Consider the following 23015-nt stretch of genomic DNA (forward strand, 5'->3'; position numbering starts at 1 on the left):
TGAAGTTTTTAACAAACATAATATCGATATTATCCCTAAATATGTTAGCGAAGATTATAAGCAACATAATCCTTTTGTTGCTGATGGACGAAAAGCCTTCATGGATTTCTTTAAGGAGGATTTTGTTAAAAATCCTAATTCCTCTGCAGAGATTAAACGTGTAGTAGCTGAAGGGGATACAGTTGCTCTTCATGTACATTCTCGTACTAATTCTCAAGATAAGGGAGTTGCTATAGTGGATATATTTCGTATCAAGGATGGAAAGATTGTCGAACACTGGGATGTAATTCAAGAGATTCCAAGTGAAGTAGCTAATGATAATACGATGTTTTAGATAGAAGATATATTTAATAATTGTTTAATTGATAGTGCTGTATATAATTTGGAAATTTAGATAATAAGTTATCAAATTTAGAAAATATTTTAAAATAGCATATTAAATGATGACACAAATTAATAAGAAATAGCTCTTTAATAAAAAATCCTACTCATTAAAAAATGATTAGGATTTTTTATTAAAGAATAGTGCTAATTTTGTGATTCGGCACCATCTAAATTTGGAAACCATGAAAGTATAGGTACTCTATATCCACGTAAAGTAAAATCGTAATTTTTTCCTTCTTTTATGTTTGCTTGCAGATCCACTGAATGAAACTTCATCATAAGAAGGCTATCCTCATTAGAAATAACTTTTTCGGTTCCATTTTTTTGCTCAACCTAGTACAATCTCATCAATATAAAAAAAGACCACCATTACTGGCAGTCCTTTTTTGGTAGTTTTAGAAATTAAATTATAACATATTAATATACAAATTAAAAATATACCTTTACAAAAGATACTATAAGTTTTTTATAATTCTTGATTTCTCAATTTTCATTGCATAATGAATTTTTCTATGGGTATTAACAACTAACATTAAAATTATCAATTCACTAGATTATTAGAAAAAACTGGTTATCTATATAATTATTTGGTAAAATATAGATATAATTTAAGAGGGTAAAGTTAATATAGATCAACTAAGTAATGCTAAGAAAATGTTTTATTGCATAAAAAAAGGCTCCATTGCTGGAGCACTCAAAATAAACAAACGAATTAAAACAAGAAACAGACAATTTAACTATATAGATAAAACATAAATAAATCTATATATATGTAAAAATTCATATAAAAACTCTATTTATTGATGCTATAATAGGTTTACTCGATGATTGTTATATTTTTTTATGGTTTTTAAGCAATAAATACCTTCTTAACAACAAGTGTACAAGTAAAAGAAGACATCTTAAGCGATGTCTTCTTTTCTTATATAATAACAACACAATAAAATTAAGATGGTTCAAGTCGGAAAAAGGCACCTTTGGGTGTCTTTTCTTTGTCGAATTTGCCTAATAGGTGCAGCACCACATTGCTATCAAGTTAAAAATTTTTTCACCCAAAACAAAAAAACGAGCTGAATTCACATAAATAACTATGGAAGAAAACAAAAACTTGGGATTAAAGAACTTGTGATGTATGATTATATTGGCTGTTTTTATCCAGAAGGATACATGAATCCTGATTATACATTTGTATTTAATCATGAGGATATTGAAGGAATTATATTTGTAGGTTTTATAGATGAGGAAGAAGAGGCATTTGTAGGATTGCTTAATTGAATAGGATCTAGAAACAGGTAATCTTCAAATTTTGATAAAACTAGCAATCTCCACGCCGAAATTGGTTAAATTATAAGGGGGAAAAGCTGGTCACGAAAATGATGAAGAGATTACTATTTTCAAATCAGTTGGTTTGGCTGTAGTAGATACTATCGTTGCGAATTATTTGTATGAGAAAGTAGTGGAGCGCGGGATGGGATTGAGTTTTGAGGGACTGCCTTTTGGTGGTCTTTTTTGCATAAAATCTTGTAAAGTAAGAAAAAGTTGAATATTAATATTCTAATATTCAATAGAAAGATAAAATGTTTTAAAGTTCAAAATAATACATTATAATATATTTAGTAAAATTAACCAATTTATATTTTGCTCATTATGTATTAAAGGGGAAATGAAAATGGCTGGACAAATTCGTATGTCACCAGAGGAGCTTAAATCGAAAGCAGCTCAATATGGACAAGGTGCAAATCAAATTGAGGACATTTTAAGTCAACTACAAAATTTACAAAATGAATTAAGAGGAGAATGGGAAGGTCGTGCTTTTGAAGGTTTTGACCAACAGTTCAATCAATTAAAGCCAAAAGTACAAAACTTCGCACAGCTATTACAAGAAATTAATATGCAGCTTAATAAAACTGCAGAAGCTGTTGCTTCTCATGATGAAGAATTATCACGTAATTTCGGTTTGAAATAAAAATTGTCATACTCTATATAACAGGCATTTCAAATGAGCCATACAGCTTATAGTGTATGGCTCATTTGATTGCATGCCCAACTTAGCTGGACACACGTTTAAAAAGAGTGATATTAATAGGGAATTTTCATATATTTATTGGGATTTCTTTGGCATCTTCTGAAAATTAGAGAAAGGATTTGAGTGATGGGACAATTTCAAAGTAATTTTCAAACGGCACAACAAATTGCTACGCAGATGAGAACAGCTTCGAATATAATCCAAAGTGCAACAAATCGTTCTATAACAAAGGCGACGCGTACAACATTATCTGTTAATTCCAAAGTACAAGAAGCGAATCAACAAATGTTAGATTTTACGAAACAATTTTCCACTGCCTTTCAACAAGCGGTCGATAATATTCATTCAGTAGCCCAAGAGTTTGAGAGAATGGATAACGAACTTCACAACACTTTTCGCTAATGTGACAACCTACGTAAAGGTAAAATAGTAGGAGGAATATAATGAGTCAAGATATTGAAAAACAAATCAATCAAGTAAATCAAAAGTTAAGAAGTGTATTTGAAGAACAAGACCGAAATCAATCCACGATTCACATTCAGGAGCAAGCGGAAGCAGATTTTTATGAATGGAGAGGTCGAAACCATCGTTTGTTTGATCGAATTTTAGGAACTTGGCATGGTGATAGAGAAATGTCTCAGTTTTTTATGAATACATATCAAGAGGCACAACATATTGAACGAAAAGTCACATTTGAATTAGAAAACCAAAAAGAAACGTTGCTTAAAGAAAGACGAAACCTTAGTGATTTAGAAAACGACCTTTCCTATCAACAACAACAATTAGCGAGGGAGGTCAATGCATGAGCTTAAATATGTATTTAGGAGAAGTACAAGGCCAAACTCAAAGTATGAATGCTGTATGTAACGCTACTATTCAAGGTATGGAACAAGTCATTCAGTCAATTGATGCCTTTGCAATTGATACTGTTCTACAAGGACAAACTTATAGCAGTGCAAAATCATTTTTTGTACAAACCTTTCGTCCTTTAGCGCAAGGAATCATTTATCTGTGTGAAGAGTTAATTCGCCAGAACGATGCTTTTCCAAGTCAATTTCAATCACAAGTCGCTTCCACAGATGTAATTGAACAAGAAATATTAGAACAAATTCGAGAAATTGACCGAATGAAAGCAAGTATGGAAGCCATCAGTCAAGCTATGCCAATCCCAGGTATGGACGCTATGGTAAATCTTTTTACTGTCATGAGGCAAAAACTGCATGAAAAACTAGAACATCTATATGAATTTAATTATACTTCTAGTAGTAATTATGATACTGCCCTCCAACTAGTCGCTAACATTGCGATGGGTTTAGCGGAAGTCCAAAGTGGAAAAGGTTTTAGTCCCGTAAGTGGTACATTTAGTACACAGGGGTTGAATATGAACTGGACGACTTCCATTCAAAAAATGACAGAAGCTAAGGCACGCGAAGCGGACAATTTTGTAAATAATAATTTATCAGATGATAATATCGAAGAAGGTACAATGTATGATAACCCCACTGAAAAATCTATGCTCAGAAAAATTTGGGATGGTATATACGTTGGTTCTGGGCAAGTTATTGGAGGTATTGTAGAAGGGTTTGATTCATTAGACGATACAGTAACAAAAGAAAATATTAAGTATGCTATAGGTCACCCTCTAGAGACGGCATATACTATGTGTAATACTTTTTCGGATTCATTTATGAATGATGTTTGGCATGGTGATGCGGAAAGTCGTACAAAATGGGGAACAAGTATTTTTATGGAATTTGGGTTAGGATGGATTGGGGATAAAGGGATAAGCAATGTAGGGAAAGTAACTACACTCGGTGAAGGTGTAAATCTAGCAAAGTTTTCTACAGGAATCTCTTCTGTTGCGAATAAATTACCGTTGACAGAACGCTTTGCATTCGCAGGTGCTAGTGGCTTTGGAAGTGCACAGAGAAAAGCTTCTGAAATGTTACAAGAAGCCCGTGATACATTTATGTTTTCCAAAACTGGTGGAAGAAGTAGGGTCAAAGATGTTCAAGAAGTAATAAAGGAATATGCAGATAAAGTTCTTGATAGAGTAGATGTAAAAAATGATTATCCCGATTCGTATACAGCATCTCAAAAATTGCGTGCAGAACTTAAAGAAGCAGGGATTGAACCACCACCGTATCCTAATGCGGCACATCATATTGTACCTTGGAATGATGGTAGGGCTGTGGAAGTACAGGAATTATTAAAAGAGATTGGAATACACCATGATGCTGCTGTCAATGGGGTATTTTTACCGTATAAAGTGAATGATTATGTGACCACTGAAGTATTGCATATAGGTAGCCATTCTAAAGAGTATATAAGAGAAGTAACAGAACGACTAAATAGTGTTGTGGAAATGGGTGGTACTCAAGCTGATGTAGCTGAAGTTTTACACAAAATAAGACAAGATTTATTAGAAGGTAAGATAAGATTAAATGAACCAAAGAAATAACTATATGTCAATAAATGGTGAAGGAGAATATACATATGAAGATTTGGCAATTAAAAAGTTCAACTAGTGATTATCAAACTTTTCAATTATTAAATTATGAAGAGGACAAAAAATATTTTAAAAATGATTTTAACTCTACAGTGAGTTTGTCAGATTCTTGGACAGTTAAATTTATTGAGATTATAGATGAAGGGTATCAAAGTGATTGTCCTATTTTTTGGGGGAAATCTGGTGTACAAATAATTAGTGAGAAAGCTAAAGGAGTATTAGAACCCTTAGTAGGCAATAATGTTGAATTTTTACCATTAATTCATAAAACAACAAACGAAAAGTACTATGCTATTCACGTTTTATGTGTGTTAGATGCACTTGATATTAATAATACAATATTTGAAAAATTAAGTTCAGGTTTAATAATAGGCTGTGAAAAATTTGTATTTATTCCTAGTGTTGTTCAAAATGAAATGTTTTTTAAATTGTATATAAATGGAAAGATTCACCCGAACTATATTTTGGTAGCAGATGAATTTAGAAATGCAGTTTTAGAAAGTGATTTAAAAGGTTTTGAATTTGTAGAGATATGGGATTCAGAAGCAAATATGTAGTTAAATTGACTTTCAAAAGCTGACAGACATTATAAAAAAGCAGAACCTCAGCTTTCATCAGGTTCTGCTTTTTTGCTACCTACTACCTCACATATACATAGGCTTCATTTGCTGTTACATAGTATGTTTTGCCATTGTAAATGGTAAATTAAAATTAAATAAACCGAAGAAGGAATAATTTTATTTATGCTAGAAAAATAGTAAAGGAGAAAAAAGATGAAAATTTGGCAATTAAAAAGTTTATTTGATAACTATAAATCTTTTCAACTATTAAATTTGAAAGAAGACCGTAAAAAATATTTCGATGAAAAAATTGATTTGGCAATAAAGCTATCTGATTCATGGGGAGAAATTCTTGTTGAATGTGTAGAAGGAGATAACCATAGTGATTGTCCTATGTTCTGGGGGGAACTTGACACGCCAATGGTTAGTAGAAAAGCAAAAGAGGTATTAGAACCTCTAATTTGTAATAATGTTGAGTTCCTTCCGCTAACCCATGATGTTACAGGTGAAGTTTATTACCTAATAAACGTTTTAAATACAATTGATGCAATTGACTACAATAAAGCAGTTTTTGAAAAACTAAGTACAGGATTAATAATAGGTTTCGAAAAATACGCATTTTTGCCTAATATAGTTGAAGGGCAGATAATATTTAAAACCTATTTAAATCAAAGATTACACTCTTCTACTGTTTTAGTGTCTGACGAATTTAGAAATGCAGTTTTAGAGAGTGATTTAAAAGGCTTTGAATTTGTAGAGGTATGGGATTCAAAAGCGGACATGTAAAAGAAAGTCCTAAAATAATTGATAGGAGTTAGTGACATGGATGCAAAGGTTTTAGGAATTCTAAGAATGTTAAACAATTATGAGGGAAATGAAAAAGAAATTTTTGAACTGATTCAAGCTGAAGCAATGGTGAAATTTATATGTGGAAAAATCTAATTTTAGAAATTGAAAAAATAGAGAAAAGTTTTAATGATAAACTGAATACACCAGCAACAGATAGTGAAGTTAAGAAATTAAGAGAACGCATGAAAAAGAATTTTAATGTTGACCTACCGAGTGAATATGAGGAGTTTCTTAAAACTGTAAATGGATTAGATTTTAACGGGCTAGTACTTTATGGAGTTGACTCTTATTTGTTAGATACAGAAAGGGACGAATCAATTTGCGGGCTTATAGAAACCAATGAGATTTGGTATGAAAATGAATTTCAAAAAGAGTATCTTTTCTTTGGGGATTCAAATATTGTGTGGTTTTGTAAAAACATATCTGAAGGTACTTATTTAGAACTTGATAAACCATCTGGTACGGTAATGAACACATATAATGATTTTAATACAATGCTTGAGGAAGCGTTAAAAATAACCCTTCTTTAATAGGATGATAAAATTATAACTGTTTATCCAATGTATTAAAGAATGTGAGGTACTCAAAATGAAAGTAACTACTCAGCCCATAGTTAAAAATGCAAGACAATATAGAGGTAATTGCTAAGAAGCACTCCTCCTAAGTTTCAGATGAAATTAAATGATTGAATATTTATATTTAAATAACCGTCTATTTATGCTTTAATATTTCTATGTACATAACTGGAATGATTAGGAAATTGTATTTAATATGTTTTAAGAAAGGGGAATATTTTTTTATATGGAAACTCCAGAAAATCAATTTAAGCGTGCACTTAATCCTTGGTTCTCCATTTGGACAAAACCACGTGATACAATGAAAGAAATTTTTATATCCAAACCTAAGAATGTGTTTTTACTCATTTTATTAGGCTCATTCGTACAGACTTTAGATCGAGCATCTTCTAAAAATATGGCGGATTCAATAAATAGTCCATTTTCAATAATCTCAATAGTTATATTCGGTACCTTCGTTGCTTTCTTAATTTATTATTTTTTGCTACCAGCGTTATTTAATTGGGTGGCAAAAAAACTTGGTGGACAAGGTACCTTTGAAAAAACACGTTACTCAGTTGCCTATTCTTATATCCCTTACGTTTATTCTCTTATATTAGTTTGGATGCCTTCATTTTTCTTGTTTGGGATAGAAAATTTTACGAGTGAGACACCGGAAATGGATAGTAGCATAACTTTAACGATTTTGTTTCTTATTTTTGCCATAATTGATATAGTTATTGCAATTTGGACAATCATTATTTCCTTAAAATGTTTAGGAGAAGCACAACAATTTTCAGCATGGAAAGCATTATTAACAATAATAGTGTCCTTTATGATTATCATTCTTCCTTTGGTAATAATAGTATTTCTTATAGTAGGGGTTACAACACTTTAATAATTTATTTGCTTCTTATGAACTTAGAAATTTAATTGAGGTTTGGGGACAAGCACAAAAAATGTATAAAAATAATAACTAAAAAATCAACTTTTATAAAAACATTTAAATTAAAATTCTTCTTAAGCGTGAGCCCAATAGCTCACGCCTTTTATTTTGATTGACTATAACATTTATTTTTAAAATTTATAATCATACTATTTGTTACGAAAAAACTTTCAAAGAATCTATTGGTGTTACAGTTAATTGAAGGCTTATTAACAATTTGAGAGTAGTTATTGATAAGAATGGAAATGTAATAACTGTGTTCCTAAAGAATAAGAAAAGTTTAACATGAGTTTATGTTTTTTTATTCGGGGAAATATGGCGTAATTGGTTATCAAGAAAAAAATTAGGAGAATAAAATCATGAAAAAAATAAACCATGAATTATTTGGTGAAATTGTTCACGATTTATATTGGAGCGGACAACAAAAGATAACTATTTTTGGGCAGGAAAAAATAGTTTCTTTAACTATTGATGGAGAAGAAGATGATTTAATTCCTAAAGTTCAAGAAGAAGCATATAGGAAGTTCATTACTGATATAAACAAACTTACAAAAGAAGCTGAACAAGCAATATTCGAGTATTATAAAGAAGAATATATGGAATATAGAGATATGGTAGGTGATGAATCTGCTGATAAAATAGCGCCGATTATAACAACCATTCAAGAACTAGGAAAATTGGTGGAACCTGTTGGGTTAATTATATTACCAGATTTTGAAGACGGAATTAGAAGAGTTGGATTAATATTCAATTGTACTTGGGAAGAGGACGGTGTCGGGGTGAAATTTGAAAATGAGCAAGTTGTAGAAGTTGGTTATCAAGACATCGTTATTTAAACTTCAAATTAATGTAATACTAAGAATCCTATTAGATAAAGGGGATTCTTAGTATTACTTCACACGTACATAAGCGTCATTTGCTGTTACATAGTATGTTTTTCTGTTGCTATTGTGTACTTAAATATAATCCCAGTGCCAACCTTTACCATCTAACCAGCTAGTAAAGTCATCTGAAAAAGAAAGAAAAGATTGTCCATCTTTTTAATTAGGGGTACAGCCAATGTACTAACATAAAATCCATGCTAAGGATTATTTGCAAAGTAACAATACTGTACATTTTTGTTACTTTGCAATCTGATAATGGAAAAAAATACAGACTTTAATCTAAAATTACATGTATTTCAGCTGAATCCTAATGAGATGTTTTTTTGATTATTTACCTTCTATTTCTTTGTTTACAACGCTTTGAATGTATACTTTTCTTGCTAAATTTGAGGATATCAGGGGAATTGGGATGCAGTCAATATTTTTACAGATTCGAATGTAAACTAATAATAAAAAGTTTGCTTTCATATTAGAAAAGGTTAGTCCCTCACTTCACTCCAGCTAAAAACCTCACACCCAAAAACAAAGGGGAACTCAATTATTCAAATTCATATAAAGTTTCAATCTTGTTTAAGCATCCATTAGGATATACAATGGATCATCTATTTTTCTTTACATAATCTCCAGATACAGTCCATATCAACTATAGATTCTTGTCTTATGCTAAATGTAATCAAAAAGCAAGTAGATAAAGATAATGACTAAAACATTAACTCTAGATACTTTTTTGATGAATATTACAAATAAACAGGAGGTAATGAAAAATGATTAAAACATTATTAGCAGGAGCACTTTTAAGTACAGGATTGGTAGCGGGAGGTGCAGTAGGTGCAGATGATGCGAAAATGGATAATTTAAAGTCAAATGAAAATAGTTCAAATCAAGTAATTACACAAAGTGCAGATGGAACAACGTCTTTCTCACAAAACTTTGATTTACCTAAAGATGCAGTGCCAGCAACTCCTAAAGAACATGCAAAAACTGTTGAAAGAACAGAAGGTACAGGCTCTCAAGAAGGAAAAATGGTACCAACAAAAGAAGGTACAGATTTTCAACCTGGATTTGAAATGGGAGCCCCTGAAAAACCAGAACATGCAAAAACTGTTGAAAGAACAGAAGGTACAGACTCTCGAGAAGGAAAAATGGTACCAACAAAAGAAGGGAATTAAATACTATATAGTTATAACGAAGAGCATCCAAAAAGTGGTGCTCTTTTTATATTATAGGGATCAACTGGTTTTACTCAATATAGAACTGTAGCGGGAATTCAAGCTAGAATATGGGTTACTGTCTCTTCAAATCATGGTGTTTGAAGCACTAGTTTTGATGGTAACGTTACAACATAAACATTTTATTAGAGATTTTTTGAATTTACATACACTCTAGATAAACTACATATCAACTTCAGATACTTGTTTTATGATACAAGTAATCAAACAAAAGGAGGGCAATATAAAATGATTAAAACAGTATTAACAGGGCACTCTTTTAAGTACAGGAGATTATTAACAGGTGGAGAAAATGTTGAAGATGTACAGGCAGATCAACATATTCCATATGAACAAAATGAATTGCAGCAAACTCTAGAAAAGTACGATTCGAAGAAATTTGAGTTATAAAAAGAAAATAGATAAATATAGTGAAAATAGATAAATTGACAAGAGAAAAGCACTTTGTGTATATCACAGGTGATTTTTATTTTCATTTGGATATAGGACTTGAATCAAACTTTTATACTAAAATATATACGGCAAAAAGGAGGGAGTACATTGCACAAAATTATTTATGGAATATTAATTTTAATATATACTTTGTATTCATTTTTTGTAAGTGATGGAAGTGAAGTAAGGTTTATTATGCTGTTAACTATAGTACTTATCTTTTCTGTGGTTTTAGAAAAAGGAAATGCAAACCAAACGACTGATTAAGGGGCGTTTGGTTTGCATTTTTTATTGGCTATTACAGTCTAGATGTTTTAGGGGTAGCACCAAATTTCATTTTTGGGGCACTATTAAATTTTTAGTTGATGAAAATACGGTGCAACTCCTACTAGAGAAAACACCGCCTAAAATAGAAAACTTTTAACCTATTATCATTTATTCCGTAGCTTTTAAGGTATTTAACACGACTTTGGTTGCATCTGCAATAAGTTTATCATCGTATTTAGCATCTTCTTTATCATGATTAGAAAGTATAGCAAGAACAATCGGATTTTTATTTGGTGGCCAAATAATTGCGATATCATTTCTTGTTCCGTAAGATCCCGCGCCTGTTTTATCAGCTACTTCCCATCCTTGTGGTACGCCCGCACGAATCAATTTATCTCCAGTTGTATTTCGCTTCATCCAATCTACTAATAGTTCACGTTTTTCTATTGGAAGTGCAGTTCCTAATGTAAATGATTGAAGTGTCTTAGCTATCGCTTCTGGTGTACTGGTATCATGTGTTTCTCCTGGATGCACTTCATTTAATTCAGGTTCAAATCGTTCTGAAGTAGTAACAGTATCTCCCATTTCTCTCAAGATTTTTTCAAATTCAGAGGGCCCCCCTAACTGTTTAAGAATCAAATTATGTGCTGTGCTGTCACTATATCGAACAGAAGCATCTGCGAGTTCTTTTAACGTCATTCCTGTATCAACATGCTTTTCAGTAATTGGATTATAATTAGAAAGATCTTCATGAGTATACGTAATCCTTTGATCAAGAGCTTCTAATGAGTTCTTGCGTAAAAGAGCGCCCACAGCTAATGATTTAGATGTAGATGCAAACGCAAAACGATCATCTGAATGATAAGCAATAGTTTGATTCGTACCTGTGTCCAGTGCATAAATACCAAGCTTAGCATCATATTCTTTTTCAAGTTTAGCAAAAGATTGGTTACCTGTATTTTCTTGTTTAATTTGATTAGCTTGATTCGTTTGTTTAGGTGGTTCAGATTGAGTGTTACTATTGGAACATCCTATAAGTGATACACATGAAAGTAATACTACAGGCACAATCTTTTTGTAATGTAAAATGTTAAAGAACTTGTTTAAAACGAACATAAATTTTCAACCTCTTTCAAGAATATATGGATTTTGTCTAGGTATTCTAAATACCAATGCAATTAAAGATGGCATAGGGTAACAATACTACTGCAGCTAAATTTTCACAGGTTAAAGGACATCCAAAACGTTTATCCCGCTATTTGCCGGGCAGTAAGACCCCCGCTGATTAAAGTTTCACTTTATATGATTGATAAGTCACAGTTTGCGTTATTTCTTTTTTGTTTCCACTTGTAATGGTTCACCTGTGAAAGTATTACAATACATGTTTTTACTTTTGGAAATAATAAGTCCTTTCATTTTTTTGTAATACATAAAAATAGATGTCAAACGGGATATGTTGTATCCAATCTGGACAACTCATATTAGAAATACACTTATTAGACACTCTAAGTAATAAATTTGTTCCACTTTAAGATGAGGAACAAATTTGGGGTTTTTAAAATAACAATGGAACTACGTGTTTTTTCGTCATACAAAAACCTCTACATATAAGTAGAGGTTTTTAAATTGCATATTAATGAATTATGCTTTTTCAGATAAACGAAGATAATAGAATACATAATTTTAACTAGATTTATTGTTAACTAATTTATCCCCACCAAGCTCCGCCTCAATCTGCGAAGTCTTCGATGACTCATCCATACGCCAATACGTAATAAAGCTTATCGCGATACATCCAGCTACGTAGAAATAGAATAGTGACTCCATTCCGATACTTTTTAGCCATAATGCGATGAACTCAGCTGTTCCGCCGAATATCGCAACTGTTAGTGCATATGGTAAACCTACGCCAAGTGCGCGAATTTCAGTTGGGAAGAGTTCTGCTTTTACAATTGCGTTAATGGATGTGTAACCAGTAACGATAATGAGACCGACCATCATGAGTAAAAATGCTACGATTGGTTCAGTCGTTTTTTCCATGAAGAAGAAGATTGGTGACGTTAGTAATGTTCCGAGAATACCGAATGCCATTAATAGTGGGCGGCGTCCGATTTTATCGGATAGTAGCCCTGCAATTGGTTGAAGTACGACGAAAATAAGTAGTGCGACAAAGTTAATCCAGCTTACAACTTCTTTCGGAAGACCGACTGTGTTTACCATGAACTTTTGTAAATATGTTGTGTACGTATAAAATGCAACAGTGCCTCCTAATGTTAGGCCGACTACTGTTAATACTGCTTTTGGGTGTTTCATAAGAGCGCGAACAGTTCCTGCACTTTCGCGTTTTTGTGATTTTATGTTTGCGAACTGCTCCGATTCATCCATCGTGCGGCGAAGCCATAATACAGCTACTGCGCCCATCGCTCCAATAATGAACGGAATGCGCCAGCCCCAAGCTTTCATATCGGGTTCGCTTAGCAATTGCTGAAGAACAATTTGAACGCCTAACGCAACCATTTGCCCGGCAACGAGCGTTACATATTGGAAGCTTGAATAAAAGCCGCGGCGCCCACTACTAGCCATTTCAGATAAATATGTGGCAGAAGTTCCGTACTCTCCGCCGAGTGATAATCCTTGTAGTAAACGGGCAAGAACTAAAATAATTGGCGCCATAATACCGATGCTTTCGTAACTAGGGGTACAGGCGATAATTAAAGAACCACCGGCCATAACCGTAATCGAAAGCGTTAATGCTGCCCGGCGTCCGTGCCGATCCGCATAGCGTCCCATTAATAAACTTCCGATAGGGCGCATTAAAAACCCAACTGCGAAAATAGCTGCTGTGTTGAGTAACTGACTCGTTGGATCTCCTTTAGGAAAGAACTCTGCTGAGAAGTAAACAGCGAAAGCAGAGTAAACGTACCAGTCATACCATTCAATTAAATTGCCGACAGAACCTTTGAAAATATTGCCCGCGACTCGATTAGATTTTGCTTGAGCCATAATCATTCCTCCTCTTGCTTATAAATAAAACGATAATTATGAAAGCGTGTTCATTATAGTTGAATTGTACTGTCTGTAGAATAAAATCTCAATATTACGACAATTTTATTCTTTTTGTACTTTATGTACATGGAGAGTTTTAAAAGTTGCTTCATTATTCGTTTTGTCATAATAATAGAAAAAAGGAGATTGATAGTTTTGAATATTTTATCAAAGGATATGAAGTATGAAGAAATCACGCAAAGTGTCATTACAAACGAAAATAGTAAGCTTAATTATCGCGTTAATTTTATTTGTCGTTCTCCTATTAGCGGGAATATTTGTGTACATTCAGTCCGTTGATACGAAGCATCAAGTGGAGCAGCTAGCACTGCAAACAGCGAAGTCGCTTTCTTTTATGCCAGCTATAAAAGATGCTTTTCAAAATAACGAGCATAAAAATACGATTCAATCCATTGCGGAACAAGTTCGTGAGCAAGCTGGCGCAGATTATGTAATTATAGAAGATCGCTTTGGGGTTATGTATTCCCATTCTAATTCGGAGTTGATTGGCACAAAGAGTAACAATCCATATAACTATGAAGCACTCACTTTTGGTGGATATTATACGCTCGAAGGAAATGGAGAAAGTGGTCCTGCTTTAATGGCGAAGGCGCCGATTATTGTTCATAACGGAGACTACGATCAAGTAGTAGGCGTTGTGACAGTAGAGTTTTTAATAAAAGGTATTGAATCTAACATACTGAGCAGAACGAAAGAAATTATACTCTTTTCCTTAGCGGTATTAGTAGCCGGCATTGTTGGCGGCATTCTTTTAGCACGTAGCATTCGGAAAGATACACTCGGTTTAGAGCCGAATGAAATCGCAGCGCTATACAGGGAACGAAGCGCAATACTACTATCTATAAAAGAAGGAATTATCGCTATTGATCAAAATGGTTTTATTACGATGATGAATACGTCGGCAGAAGAGATGCTTCATGTAAATGGTGATTATATGCAGCAACACATTTCAAAAGTTTTACCGGAATTTAATATGGAGAGAGTGTTAGAAACGGATCAAGAAATCGCGTTTCAAGATAAAGTGTTTATTTTAAACATGACACCGATACTCGAAAATAACAGTACGGTAGGAGTTGTATGTAGTTTTAGAGATAAAACAGAACTGCAAAACTTAGTGAATACGATATCTGAGGTAAGAAAGTATTCCGAGGATTTACGTGCTCAAACGCATGAATTTACAAATAAACTTTTCGTCTTATCAGGATTACTTCAGTTAGGACATTACAAAGAAGCGATTGAATTTATTCAGCAAGAATCTAATATTCATCAAAGCCAAAATCATATTTTATTCCATCAAATTCATGATGCAAAAGTACAAGCAATTTTATTAGGAAAAATCGGAACGGCGTCTGAGAAGAAAATTAATTTTCATATTGAAGGAGATAGTGTGCTTCATCCGTTACCAGACCATATAAAAGTTTCGCACCTTATTACGATCCTTGGAAATATAATTGACAATGCGTTTGATGCGGTGAGTGAGCAAGAGGAAAAGAATGTTTCCTTCTTCGTTACGGATATTGGGCACGATATTGTGTTTGAAGTGATAGATAGTGGAGCAGGGATACCGGCAGAAAAAATTACGACCATTTTTCAAAAAGGATTTTCAACGAAAGGAAATAATCGTGGTTACGGACTAGCAAACGTAAAAGAAATGGTAGATCTACTAGGAGGAACAATTGAAATTCAAAACGAGAAAAATGGGGGAGCGATTTTTACAATTTACCTTCCGAAAACATTGAGAGAAAGTACATGACAAACAGGGGGATGGACATATGTTGAAGGTTGCAATTGCAGAAGATGATTTCCGCGTCGCGCAAATTCAGGAAGAGTTTTTATTAAAAATAAAGGACGTAAAAGTGATTGGAAAAGCATTGAACGCGAAAGAAACGATGGAACTACTACAAAGAGAAGAAATCGATTTGCTTCTATTAGATAATTACTTACCAGATGGAATCGGAACGGAACTATTACCGAAAATCCATGCTGACTTTCCAAACGTTGACGTCATTATGGTTACTGCGACAAATGAAAACCATATGCTAGAAAAAGCAATTCGAAACGGCGTAAGCAACTATCTTATAAAACCGGTCACGTTAGAAAAATTTGTTCGTACAATTGAAGACTATAAAAGAAAGAAGCAACTATTACATAGTAACAATGAAGTAAATCAAGCACTCATCGATAACTTCTTCGGCACTTCGCAAATACAAGACATGAAAAACTTACCGACAGGTGTAGATCCGTTAACACTGCAAAAAGTGAAAGGGATTATAAAAGGATTCGAAGAGGGCATTACAATAGAAGAAATGGGAGAACAAATGGGGGCCTCCAGAACAACCGCAAGAAGATATTTAGAATACTTAGTAGTGACAAATGAATGCACAGTAGAGTACACATACGGCATTATCGGACGACCAGAACGAAAATACCGAATAGGACGAGGGCTATGAAAAAACGATTATTACTATGTATATGGATCATGATAGGAGTAATAGCTGGTTGTTCCTCGGAAAAATCCCATACGAATAAAGTGAACATCGACAAAGTAGAAATCGTTGCGCCAAACGTTCAAGGAGCAGGATGGGACTTAACAGCACGAGCGATGCAAAAAACACTGACAGAAGAAAAAATCTTCACCAAACCAATCACAGTCACAAACAAAGTAGGTGGCAGCGGTGATGTCGGATGGAAATATACGAAACAAAAAGGCGGTCACGTACTGGCGATTAACTCAAGCTTACTCATAACGAACAACCTACTAGGTCACAGTAAACTAACATATAAAGACTTCACACCACTCGCGACACTAGCATCGGACTGGGAAGTCGTTGTCGTATCAAAAGAATCAAACATAGAAACTGCAAAACAACTAATGGAACAACTAAAACAAAACAAGAAAAACTTCAAAATCGGCGTTGCACCAGGCCTAGGAAACGACGATCACTTATCCTTCGTACAAGTAAGCAAAGCATTCGGCATAAACCCAGCCGAACTACAATTCTTCGTCTACGAAAATAAAGAAAAAATCATAAACGCCCTAACGAACAAACAAATTAGCGCCGCAACCATGACCCTATCAGAAGCCGAAAAACAATACAAAGCCGGCAAAATAAAAATACTAGCCGTATCCGCACCAAAACGACTAGACCGACTACCAGAAATCCCAACGTGGAAAGAACAAGGAATCGACGTCATATTCCAGCACTGGAAAGGAATTATGGGCCCGAAAGATATGACAGAGGAAGAGGTTGCTTATTGGGATGGTGTGATTAAGAGGATGGTGGAGAGTGATAGTTGGAAGGGGATTTTGAGAGAGCGGGGTTGGGAGAGTTTTTATAAGGGGAGTGGGGAGAGTATGATATTTCTTGAGGAGAGTAGTCAGGAGTATAGGGATTTGGTAGGGAATAATAAGAATTATTAAATCATACGGTATGGTGTATGATTTTTCTTTTATACATAGTTTGGTAAAATAGTAGTAATTGTAATGATAGGTATGTATTTTTTGAACTATATGGAAAAAATGGATACCTCACCCGGTAGGATATGGTGTTCAAATATACAAAATAACAACCATGACATTATTAAAAGAAGTACAAGTACTCCTAGAATTCTTTATGAAATTAAAAGCAGAACGGGCTTCCTTGAAAAACAATGCGCTGTGTTATGAAACAAGTTAAGGTTGATCAGGATCATCTTCACTTAGATGAGGTGTCTGCTAAAGAATATTCAAAATCGATTTGATTATGAGATGGAAGATTTTGAAGGACAGAAGTCGAAGATGCATTCTTTTTCCTCTTCAATAATATTCCATATAATTAGAGCGTGGTATAAAAAGGTTTTTTTAAAAGTAATGAACGAATCTGGAAAAAAATATATAATTAAGGCATAAGAATAAATATATGGAGTGTAAATAATGAAGCGAATAATTACAGAAGACCAAATGTCCACTGAAATGAGCTTGAATTCTAAACCTAAAGCGTATAATAGTGAAGACGGTTATCCATTTGAGAAAATTGAGGATAGGTTATTTGAGATACTTATTTATTATATCTTTAAGGAAGAAATTGTATCCTCACCGATTTATAAAACTAGACATAATCGCATTACTTTAATGCCAGGGGTAGGAGAACAGGGGCGGGATTGTACTCTCCAATTAGATGAAGCATATACGGGGGTTATTCAATGTAAAAGATATGGAGATAAATTAGATAAACCTCAAGTAGCAAAAGAAATAATAAAATTCACTATACATTATATTTTGGATAACTCTATCATTACAGATCTTAATAACTTTACATATTACTATGCAGTATCAACAGATTTTACAGGACCAGCTATTACTTTGTTGGATAATTTTAATAAAAATATTGAAAGTGAGGGTAAATTAGATAGTTGGATATCAGAAGTGTTATCTAGTTATAAGAGATTTGAAGATTTAGTATTAGAGGATATTAAGCCACAGTTAATAAGCATCTTACAAAATATTAAAATAGAAAAAATAATAGCAGCGGATTTAAATAGATTTATTGAAAAGTATGATTATTTAGTTGATAAGTTTTTTACAATTAATAAAGTAGTTCCAATTTCAGAAGTTGAAAAGATGCTAAAGTCTAGAGATTTGCCCTTTCCGGAATTCTTGGGAATTATATATAACGAAATAATTAATATAGATGGAATTAGATCAAAAAATATTAAACAACAACTTATACATAAAGTAGAAATTATCTTAAAGCAAGTAAGAGATATGGGAGAAGAAGAGTTTAAGAAAGTTATTTGTAGCATTAAGGTACCTTTTCTTAATATCTTTCAGGATCCTCAAGATATTAAGTTTATGGAGAACAAAGAGGTTATAAAAAATATTATTATTAATATAAGTTTAATTTCATTTATATATCCTGATTTAAAGTTAGTTAATAACCAAGGTCAAGCAGTTATAATAGATGAGAATAAACACTTAGCATATCTTCATACAACTGAAAGAATTGAATATAATGTAGTAATTTTAAAGTTATTAAAATATTTCAATGGAACGAATGTAGATATAGAAAAAATAAGAGATGTAATTATTGGTAATGTAGCAGCCCAGAATTGTTTACAAGGTTTAGGTTCTGCAAAAATAGATTTCAAGTATATAATTTCAGAAATATCTGATGTCAACATTGAAACTGCAGAAGGAAAAGAAGAATTTAGTAATTTAAAAAATAAGTATACATTTAATTATCACTGTGAGTTTGCATTTAATTTTCAAACTAAGGAAACAATTGAGGAACTCATAGAGCAACTAAATAAAGTATTAGGTGGGGATCGTGTTGAATGCGTCTGAAATATACTCAAGTATTGATAATTTTTTTAATAAATTTGATATGGAAAAAACTATTGATTCAAGATGTGAACATATTGATTGTTACTATATAGACTCTAATAAAGAGAAATATATTTTTGCATGTAAGGTTTTTGAAAATAAGCATGAATTATTTGCTGAGTGGGAACTTGCACAGGATCAAGATATTGCTCTTTACATGCAAAGTGAATTGTTTCCTAGGAATGATATTAGATGGGATATATATTATCTTTTAATTTATATAGGTGAGGATGAATTCGGTATTGATGAATACTATAATATAGAGAAAGATAGATTTTGTTGTAAAAAATATGTTATAAAAGCTCGAACAGAACAAGAATGTATTGATAATTTTAATTTTAAGCTGCCATTAACATCAAATTTTTATCAATTAGATAAGTTGAGTAATTTAATAACAGATGAAGAGTTTTTTCAGGAATTGAGAAAAAAAGTAACTTTTAACAAGGATATATTATCTGATAAAGTACTCTCAGATTTATTTGTACATAAAAATGAATTAATCGATAGACTTAAAGGAGACTGAGCTCATGGAAGACGTTAAATTATCAAAAATAGTTGTAGATCATTTTAGAGGATATAGAGAGTCTAAAATATTTGATTTTACAAATGGATCTGACTTTACAATTTTATCAGGTTCAAATGGCTTTGGAAAAACGTCATTCTTTGACGCAGTAGAATGGGGATTTACTGGAAAGTTATTTCGTTTCGAAGGACCTAATGAAGAAAGAAGTAAGAATCATTTTATAAATTATCAACCATATGAGCTTCCTGCTAAAGTTACTATCGAGTTTATAGATAAAGATAAAAAATACATATTAAAGCGAGAAGCAACAAATTTTGAAGAGAGAAATACGGATTACGGAGCTAACAAATCTACAGTTACTTTATACGGTCCGGATTTTCAGGAATTATATGATGCCGAAGCAATAGCCAAATTGAATGATCTGTTAATTCATGAGGATTGGAAAGGTAAATTAGAATTTCAAAATGTTTTTTCTCAATTTCATATACTTACTCAAGATAAATTAAAATACTTTGTACAAGGACTTAAAGGACCAGAGAGATATAACCAAATTTCTTCGTTACTTGGCACAAGTAGGTTTCAAATATTCAATAAACAAGTAGATAGTATTAGAAAAGAAGTAAATGATAAGATAAAATTTATTGATGAAAAATTAACAAGGATGACGCCAGAAATTAGTGTGTTAAATGATAGGGTATCCAATCAACAAAGTATTAATATTGAGGGATTTTCAAATCTTAAAGAATATATTAATCATATTATTGAGAAGTACAATAATACTGTGATCACTGGTGTATCAATAAAACAAATCAAACCTTTAGCTAATAGTGAAGTTGATGAGCAGTTAATTAGTTATATTAAGGACTTTATTAGAAAAATTTCTTCGACATTATTAGAAATAGATTCATCTATAGATAATTTTAATAATGACAAAAAAAGATTAGATGAAATTTATTCAAGAAAAGAGACGTATTTAAGCAATAAACAAGCTATTGAAAACATACGTATTGCTATTCCTGTAATCATTGAAAAACAAGATTTGGATTATTTATCTAAAAATTTCGAGGGCTACAAAGAGCATTCATTAAAACAAGAATATTTAAAATCTTTATTAGAAAACAAATCAAACGAATTATCATCTCTAACAAAGTTAATAAATGAGATAGAGATTTTCAATAGCAATTTAAAGGGACAAAACAGAAATATCTCGGAAATATTATCGAGTAATCTAGAGGTTATTGATAAATTATACAATTTAAAGAGTTTGGTTAATGAAAATGCTCAATGGTATAAGAATAGTTCATTAAAAACAGAACGCGAGTTTCATTTAATATTAAATGAAATGGAAAACTACTTCACGGAATTCGATAGTTTCTTAACAAGAAATACTCTAGATGTTGAAAAAAATTCATCTAAGAGATTAGAGTTAGAGAAAGAACGAAATAATTTAGAACATCAAAATGGTATATTAACAAAAGTGGATGTTAAGTATAGAGAGATACTAAAAATATCAAGGGAACATATAGTCACAACTAATCATAATCATAAAGATAATATTGGTTGTCCCGTGTGTGGAACTGTGTTTTCAGGGGATATTCTATTAGAGAAAATAGATTTAATATTATCCGAAGAAAGTGAAGAGATTAGACAGAATACTACTACAATAGATAAAATTACAAACTTAATTAGAGAAATTGATAACAAAAATCAAAATGCTATAGAAACGCTAAATAGTTATTTTGATAAGTTTAAAAATCGTATTGATGAAATATTGGATCAGACAGGAAGTACCTTATCCAAGTATAGAATAGACTTTAAAAACACGTTATCAGATTATAAAAACATAGAAATGGAATTTGATAATAATAATCAACTACAATCTAATTATATAAATATTATAGAAAAAGTAGGTTTTTCAAAAGTAAGTAATGAATTATGGATTGATATTGAACAGAATATAAACAGAAATGATAAAAGGGTTGAAAGTTTAAATATAGATTTAAATAGCATAGATTCTTATAGAAGGCAGCTCGCTAATTTTGAGGAAAATGTCAGGGCATTTGATCATATGTTGCTTAACTTAGACATAAAGGACATAAATGCTGATTTATCTTCAAGAATAAGTTCAACTAATAATAATTTAAGTAATTATTATAAACTGAGAAAAGATTTAGATGTCTCGTTAGAAAAGTCAGAAAAAATATTGCAATCAATTGTAAGGAATAAGGATTTCGAAAAATTCCGGGAATTAAATACCTTGAAGGAAAAATTAGAAATGGAGAAAAATGATTATCTGAAAACTATAAGTCGACTAGCAAATATTATATCATCATCTGAGAAAGTAATTGAAGAAATGAATAGTGAAATTCTTGAAGAGAATGGACAATTAATTAACAACATTTACAAAAGAATATATCCTCATCCATATTTTACAAATATCAAACTGGAATTGGGTACAAATAATAGTGGTAACAATATTCTACAAATAAAATGCTTTAAGGAAGATCAAAGTGCATGTGAGATAAACCCTGCGTTTACATTTAGTACAGCGCAAATGAATGTAGTAGCAATTAGTATCTTTTTTGCGCTAGCGTTGCGACAAAAGTGTACTAGATTAAGCACAATATTATTAGATGATCCTATTCAGAGTATGGATGATGTTAATATTTTATCATTTATTGATATACTTAGAAGTATTACATTAGAGGATATGTCATCATCTCTGAATAAACAAGTAGTAATGAGTACACATGATGATAAAATCTTTAGATTAATGTCGAAAAAACTAAGATTTTTAAATACACAATCTTTTAGATTTATAGATTATAATGAAAAAGGTCCTGTATTTGAATCAATATTGGGGAGAGTTTAATTTATCTACATGGAAGTTTATTAATTGTACTCAATGGAATTGATGTAAAAAAGAGCCATTAGGGCTCTTTTTTATTTTAATTACTTATATAAAGATTATGACATATTTTAGTGTATAAGAAAAATATATAAAATTTTCCATAAAACCCTAAAATTTATGATGAAAATGTTATAAGTACATAATAATACGTTTGAGGAATACATAGTTACATCAAGAGTATACAAGGTTCTAATGAGAATCTGAAGAGAAAGAGTGGATTGAAGAATAAAAAGTTTAGCTTAGAAAACAAATAGTAGTATTAAAATAATTAAGGAATGTGTTTTTTTAATATATATTTCTATTTTGGTTTTTGTATAAAAAAGACAGAGTAATTGAACTTAGACTGAGAGTTTTAGTTGAAAATGGTATTAGCAAGATTGGTAATGAAGTAAGTGGTGAAATAGAAATGGAAAGTCTATAAACAATCCATAAAACTTACATGAGAATTGGTGTACATTTGAAAAGTTAATTAATTGTAGAAAAGGAATTATATTAAATAAGTTGTTATGGACG

At 31.9% G+C, this 23015-nt stretch carries 21 protein-coding genes and 3 pseudogenes; 22 read left to right on the plus strand and 2 right to left on the minus strand.

Annotated elements, in window-relative coordinates; genetic code table 11:
• The 15 genes and pseudogenes from C4S65_RS19215 to C4S65_RS34475 form a co-directional block, all read left to right on the plus strand.
• The coding region (locus tag C4S65_RS19215) for an ester cyclase (RefSeq protein WP_103945391.1) at positions 1 to 334 on the plus strand (334 nt) is incomplete at its 5' end.
• 1139 nt (positions 335 to 1473) lie between these two features.
• A pseudogene (locus C4S65_RS19225) lies at positions 1474 to 1659 on the plus strand (DUF4176 domain-containing protein); the annotation flags it as partial.
• Positions 1660 to 1747: 88 nt separating this feature from the next.
• Positions 1748 to 1927, plus strand: a pseudogene (locus tag C4S65_RS19230) (hypothetical protein); the annotation flags it as partial.
• A gap of 126 nt (positions 1928 to 2053) precedes the next feature.
• Complete coding sequence (locus C4S65_RS19235; RefSeq protein WP_000918587.1) at positions 2054 to 2350, plus strand: WXG100 family type VII secretion target; 297 nt, start codon at positions 2054 to 2056, stop codon at positions 2348 to 2350.
• A gap of 186 nt (positions 2351 to 2536) precedes the next feature.
• Positions 2537 to 2812 carry a TIGR04197 family type VII secretion effector gene (locus C4S65_RS19240; RefSeq protein WP_141551081.1) on the plus strand — a complete coding sequence of 92 codons (276 nt, stop codon included), beginning with the start codon at positions 2537 to 2539 and terminating at the stop codon, positions 2810 to 2812.
• A gap of 41 nt (positions 2813 to 2853) precedes the next feature.
• The gene (locus tag C4S65_RS19245; protein WP_098838293.1) at positions 2854 to 3216 is read left to right on the plus strand and encodes a DUF3958 family protein; all 363 of its coding nucleotides are present in this window, start codon (positions 2854 to 2856) and stop codon (positions 3214 to 3216) included.
• Entirely contained in the window at positions 3213 to 4871 is a 1659-nt protein-coding gene (locus C4S65_RS19250; protein ID WP_098838294.1) for an AHH domain-containing protein, read from the plus strand. The genes C4S65_RS19245 and C4S65_RS19250 overlap by 4 nt, the downstream gene beginning before the upstream one ends.
• A 35-nt stretch (positions 4872 to 4906) precedes the next feature.
• The gene (locus C4S65_RS19255; RefSeq protein WP_070173760.1) at positions 4907 to 5476 is read left to right on the plus strand and encodes a DUF1629 domain-containing protein; all 570 of its coding nucleotides are present in this window, start codon (positions 4907 to 4909) and stop codon (positions 5474 to 5476) included.
• Positions 5477 to 5692: 216 nt separating this feature from the next.
• Positions 5693 to 6265 (plus strand): DUF1629 domain-containing protein, encoded by a 573-nt coding sequence (locus C4S65_RS19260; protein ID WP_098613386.1) that lies wholly within the window; start codon positions 5693 to 5695, stop codon positions 6263 to 6265.
• A 140-nt stretch (positions 6266 to 6405) separates the two neighbouring features.
• Positions 6406 to 6858 (plus strand): YrhA family protein, encoded by a 453-nt coding sequence (locus tag C4S65_RS19270; RefSeq protein ID WP_029441736.1) that lies wholly within the window; start codon positions 6406 to 6408, stop codon positions 6856 to 6858.
• Positions 6859 to 7129: 271 nt separating this feature from the next.
• Positions 7130 to 7780, plus strand: coding sequence for a Yip1 family protein (locus tag C4S65_RS19275; RefSeq protein WP_098838295.1), 651 nt, complete (start codon positions 7130 to 7132; stop codon positions 7778 to 7780).
• A 407-nt stretch (positions 7781 to 8187) separates the two neighbouring features.
• Positions 8188 to 8664, plus strand: a complete 477-nt coding sequence (locus C4S65_RS19280; RefSeq protein WP_000723511.1) for a hypothetical protein — start codon at positions 8188 to 8190, stop codon at positions 8662 to 8664.
• Positions 8665 to 9476: 812 nt separating this feature from the next.
• Complete coding sequence (locus C4S65_RS19290) at positions 9477 to 9881, plus strand: alpha-ketoglutarate permease (protein WP_097960679.1); 405 nt, start codon at positions 9477 to 9479, stop codon at positions 9879 to 9881.
• A gap of 288 nt (positions 9882 to 10169) precedes the next feature.
• Complete coding sequence (locus C4S65_RS34470; protein WP_179862584.1) at positions 10170 to 10331, plus strand: hypothetical protein; 162 nt, start codon at positions 10170 to 10172, stop codon at positions 10329 to 10331.
• A 150-nt stretch (positions 10332 to 10481) separates the two neighbouring features.
• The gene (locus C4S65_RS34475) at positions 10482 to 10640 is read left to right on the plus strand and encodes a hypothetical protein (protein ID WP_002093894.1); all 159 of its coding nucleotides are present in this window, start codon (positions 10482 to 10484) and stop codon (positions 10638 to 10640) included.
• Positions 10641 to 10808: 168 nt separating this feature from the next.
• Here C4S65_RS34475 and blaIII read toward each other — a convergent pair whose 3' ends face one another.
• The gene (gene blaIII / locus C4S65_RS19295; RefSeq protein ID WP_103945392.1) at positions 10809 to 11756 is read right to left on the minus strand and encodes a class A beta-lactamase BlaIII; all 948 of its coding nucleotides are present in this window, start codon (positions 11754 to 11756) and stop codon (positions 10809 to 10811) included.
• Between the two features lie 567 nt (positions 11757 to 12323).
• Positions 12324 to 13643, minus strand: a complete 1320-nt coding sequence (locus tag C4S65_RS19305; protein ID WP_103945393.1) for an MFS transporter — start codon at positions 13641 to 13643, stop codon at positions 12324 to 12326.
• A 226-nt stretch (positions 13644 to 13869) separates the two neighbouring features.
• Here C4S65_RS19305 and C4S65_RS19310 point away from each other — a divergent pair, with 226 nt between their 5' ends.
• The 7 genes and pseudogenes from C4S65_RS19310 to C4S65_RS19335 all read left to right on the plus strand — a co-directional run bounded on the left by C4S65_RS19310 (position 13870) and on the right by C4S65_RS19335 (position 22463).
• A complete protein-coding gene (locus tag C4S65_RS19310; RefSeq protein ID WP_061667768.1) occupies positions 13870 to 15459 on the plus strand; it encodes a sensor histidine kinase in 1590 nt (529 codons plus the stop codon).
• Positions 15460 to 15478: 19 nt separating this feature from the next.
• Complete coding sequence (locus C4S65_RS19315; RefSeq protein ID WP_103945394.1) at positions 15479 to 16156, plus strand: response regulator; 678 nt, start codon at positions 15479 to 15481, stop codon at positions 16154 to 16156.
• Entirely contained in the window at positions 16153 to 17127 is a 975-nt protein-coding gene (locus C4S65_RS19320) for a tripartite tricarboxylate transporter substrate-binding protein (RefSeq protein WP_142391556.1), read from the plus strand. The genes C4S65_RS19315 and C4S65_RS19320 overlap by 4 nt, the downstream gene beginning before the upstream one ends.
• 112 nt (positions 17128 to 17239) lie before the next feature.
• A pseudogene (locus C4S65_RS35275) lies at positions 17240 to 17432 on the plus strand (hypothetical protein); the annotation flags it as partial.
• A gap of 187 nt (positions 17433 to 17619) precedes the next feature.
• Positions 17620 to 19029 (plus strand): hypothetical protein, encoded by a 1410-nt coding sequence (locus C4S65_RS19325; RefSeq protein ID WP_103945396.1) that lies wholly within the window; start codon positions 17620 to 17622, stop codon positions 19027 to 19029.
• On the plus strand, positions 19016 to 19591 hold the full coding sequence (locus C4S65_RS19330) for an ABC-three component system middle component 1 (protein WP_103945397.1): 576 nt from the start codon (positions 19016 to 19018) through the stop codon (positions 19589 to 19591). The genes C4S65_RS19325 and C4S65_RS19330 overlap by 14 nt, the downstream gene beginning before the upstream one ends.
• Before the next feature lie 4 nt (positions 19592 to 19595).
• Positions 19596 to 22463, plus strand: coding sequence for an AAA family ATPase (locus C4S65_RS19335; RefSeq protein ID WP_103945398.1), 2868 nt, complete (start codon positions 19596 to 19598; stop codon positions 22461 to 22463).
• Positions 22464 to 23015: the final 552 nt, after the last annotated feature.

Origin of the sequence: Bacillus sp. ok061 (assembly GCF_900108285.1) — a bacterium.
Taxonomy (GTDB): Bacteria; Bacillota; Bacilli; order Bacillales; family Bacillaceae_G; genus Bacillus_A; species Bacillus_A thuringiensis_S.